General features: G+C 76.1%; 5 protein-coding genes. All 5 read right to left on the bottom strand.

What is annotated here, in order from left to right; genetic code table 11:
- Positions 1–45: hypothetical protein (locus tag J5F18_RS14660; protein WP_346302243.1), on the bottom strand; the 45-nt coding region annotated here is incomplete at its 3' end.
- On the bottom strand, positions 42–1,223 hold the full coding sequence (gene cobD, locus J5F18_RS14665) for a threonine-phosphate decarboxylase CobD (protein ID WP_346299311.1): 1,182 nt from the start codon (positions 1,221–1,223) through the stop codon (positions 42–44). The genes cobD and J5F18_RS14660, both read right to left, overlap by 4 nt.
- A complete protein-coding gene (gene cbiB, locus J5F18_RS14670; protein ID WP_346302244.1) occupies positions 1,220–1,978 on the bottom strand; it encodes an adenosylcobinamide-phosphate synthase CbiB in 759 nt (252 codons plus the stop codon). The genes cobD and cbiB overlap by 4 nt, the downstream gene beginning before the upstream one ends.
- The gene (locus tag J5F18_RS14675) at positions 1,887–2,210 is read right to left on the bottom strand and encodes a cobalamin biosynthesis protein (RefSeq protein WP_346299312.1); all 324 of its coding nucleotides are present in this window, start codon (positions 2,208–2,210) and stop codon (positions 1,887–1,889) included. Before J5F18_RS14675 ends, cbiB begins: the two co-directional genes overlap by 92 nt.
- Positions 2,203–3,261, bottom strand: coding sequence for a nicotinate-nucleotide--dimethylbenzimidazole phosphoribosyltransferase (cobT, locus tag J5F18_RS14680; protein ID WP_346299313.1), 1,059 nt, complete (start codon positions 3,259–3,261; stop codon positions 2,203–2,205). Before cobT ends, J5F18_RS14675 begins: the two co-directional genes overlap by 8 nt.

Genomic DNA, 3,261 nt, shown 5'->3' on the forward strand with positions numbered 1-3,261 from the left:
GCGGCTCTTGCCGGAGCGGGCGCCGCCGCCGACGAAGGCGATCATGACGCCCCTCCCCCGGCGCCCTCCTCCTGGGCCTCCGTCAGGGCCCCGGCCAGGGCCGCCAGCAGCCGGTCGTTGTCCGCGGCGTCGCGCAGCGCAAGGCGCAGCCAGCCGCCGTCGAGCCCCGCAAAGGATTCGGTATGGCGCACCAGCACGCCGCGGCGCAGCAGCGCCGGCAGCAGGCGACGGGTCGCCTCCTGCCCCGCCGGGTGGCGCACCAGGAAGAAGTTGGCCCGGCTCGGCACCACCACGAGGCCCAGCGCCTCGAGGCCCGCCGCCAGCCGCGGCCGCTCGAGGGCGAGCCAGGTCCGGCTACGCCGCGCGAAGTCGCCATCCGCCAGCAGCGGCGCCACCAGGGCCGCGGCCAGGCCGTTGACGCTCCAGGCGGGCTGGCAGGCGGCGGCACGGTGCACCGTCTCGGCATCGGCCAGCAGATAGCCCAGGCGCAGCCCCGGCAGGGTGTAGCGCTTGGTCAGCGAGCGCAGCAGCACCAGGTGATCGAAGCGCGCCAGCAGCGGGGTCAGTGCCTCGTCACCATCCTCAGTCTCTCCCCCGACGAAGTCGATAAAGGCCTCGTCCACCACCAGGGTGATGCCCCGTGCCGCGGTGAGCATGAGCAGCCGCTCCATATCGGCCCGCGGCACCAGGGTGCCCGTCGGGTTGTTGGGACGACACAGGAAGAGCAGCCGCGCCTCCCCCAGCCCCGCGGCGATGGCCTCGACGTCGAGGTCGAAAGCGGGCGGCGCCAGGGAGAGCGAGCGGATCGGCAGCCCATGGGCCGCACAGGCCCGGGCATATTCGGCGAAGGTGGGCTGGACGATGGCGGCGAGGGAGCCCGGCCGCTCCCGGGCCTGGAGGGCAGCCGCCAGGAAGATCGCCTCGGCGCCGCCGTTGGTCAGCAGCACCTGCTCGGGGGCCACCCCCTCCTCGGCGGCGATGGCCTCGCGCGCCTCGCGGTACTCGGGATCGGGGTAGCCGGCGAGTGCCAGGGGCCGCCGCTGCAGTCGCTGCGCCAGCCAGCCGGCGAGCCAGGCCGGCGGCCCCAGGGGATTGAGGTTGGCGCTGGCGTCCAGCAGGGGCGTGTCCGGCGCCAGCCCGAAGCGGGTCAGCAGCGGCCCGGGCTGGCCGCCGTGCCGGGGCCACTCCCGGGAGCGCTCGCCGCTGGTATCAGGGTTCCTCATGGCAGCCACCCCAGGAGCGCCACCGGCAGCGCCAGCAGCAGCAGGAAGAGCGCCCAGCCGCCGTGCATCAGCCGAATGGCCCCGCCGATATGGGCGTGGCGAAGCGGTTCGCGGGGGGCGCCGAGCCGCGCCCGCTCGGAGATCTCGCCGCGGTAGCGGTTGGTGCCGCCGAGCTGCACGCCGAGCAGGTTGGCCACCATGGCCTCGGGCCAGCCGCTGTTGGGGCTGGGGTGGCGCGGCGCCTCGCGCCGGGTGGCGGCCAGCGCCCCGCTGAGGTGGACCCCCCGGCCCCGCCAGGCCAGGCATCGGGCGCCCAGCCACAGGGTCAGGGCGGTGAGCCGCGCCGGCAGCCAGTTGGCGGCGTCGTCCAGCCGCGCCGAGGCCCGGCCGAAGTCGCGGTAGCGCTCGCTGCGGTAGCCCACCATGGAGTCCAGGGTGTTCACCGCCTTGTAGGCCAGCGCCAGGGGGGCGCCCCCCAGCAGCGCGAAGAACAGCGGCGCGGTGATGCCGTCCACCGTGTTCTCGGCCACGGTTTCCACCGCGGCACGGGTCACCTCGGCCTCCTCCAGCCCCTCGGTGTCGCGGCCGACGATCATCGCCAGGGCCGCCCGGGCCCCAGGGAGATCGCCCCGGGCCAGCGGCGCGGCCACCGCCAGGGCGGCGTCACGCAGGCCGCGAATGGCCAGGCAGCTGGCCAGCAGCCACCCCTCGGCGAGCCAGCCCAGCCCGGGATGGAGCCGCGCCAGCAGGGCGATCGCCGCCCAGGCCCAGGCCGCCGCTGCCCACCACCACCAGGGCCGTCATCAGCGCCCCCCTGGCCCGCCGCGCCCGCGGGCTGCCATGGTTCCAGGCGCGCTCCAGCCGAGCGATCACCGCCCCCATGCCCACCACCGGGTGGGGCAGCCGCCGCGGGTCGCCGATGGCGAGATCCAGCGCCACGGCGGCCAGCACCAGGCCGAGCAGGGCCAGCGACAGCGGCTCAGCCATCGACCCTCGCCGCGTCGATGCCGGCGTCGTCGAAGGTGGCCATCTCCGCCAGCAGGCGGCAGGCGGAGTCGAGCAGCGGAAAGGCCAGCGCCGCCCCGGTGCCCTCGCCCAGGCGCAGCTCGAAATCGATCAGCGGGCGGGCATCGAGGGCCCGCAGCGCCAGGTCATGGCCGGGCTCCCGGGAGCGGTGACCGAAGATCAGGAAGTCACGCAGGCCCGGCCGCAGCCGGCAGGCCACCAGCGCCGCCACCGTGGCGATAAAGCCGTCGACGATCAGCGGCAGGCGCTGGCGCGCGCCCCCCAGCAGAGCCCCGGCCATGGCGGCGATCTCGAGCCCGCCCACCTTGGCCAGGGCGTCCAGCGGGTCCGCCGGGTCCGGCCGGCGCGCCGCCAGGGCACGCTCGATCACCGCCTGCTTGTGGGCGAGCCGCTCGGCGTCGATGCCGGTGCCCGGCCCCACCAGCCCGGCGACCGGCTTACCGGTCAGCGCGGCCAGCAGGGCGCTGCTGGCGGTGGTGTTGGCGATGCCCATCTCGCCGACGATCAGGCTGCGGCAGCCCGCCGCCGCGGCGCGCTCGGCGCCGCGCACCCCCGCCGCCATGGCCGCCAGCCCCTCGTCGCGGCCCATGGCGTCGCCCTCGAGCAGATTGGCGGTGCCGGCTCGGATCCGCTCGTTCACCAGTCGCGGGTGGCCGACCAGCGCTTCGGGCAGCGGGGTGGCCACGCCCACGTCGATCACCTCGAGCCGGGCGCCGTGCTGGCGGGCGAAGACGTTGATGGCCGCGCCGCCGGTGGCGAAGTTGGCCACCATCTGGGCGGTCACGCTCTGGGGAAAGGCCGAGACGCCCTCGACGGCCACCCCGTGGTCGGCGGCGAACACCAGCATGGCGGGTGGCGCGACCCGCGGCAGCGCCTCCCCCTGGATCGCCGCCAGCTCCACGGCCAGGCGCTCCAGGCGCCCCAGGCTGCCCGGCGGCTTGGTCAGGCGGTCGAGGCGCCGCACGGCACGCTCCGCGGCGACGCTGTCGAGCAGGGGAAGGGGGTCGGGGAT

The sequence above is a fragment of the Halomonas sp. BM-2019 genome (assembly GCF_017584085.1).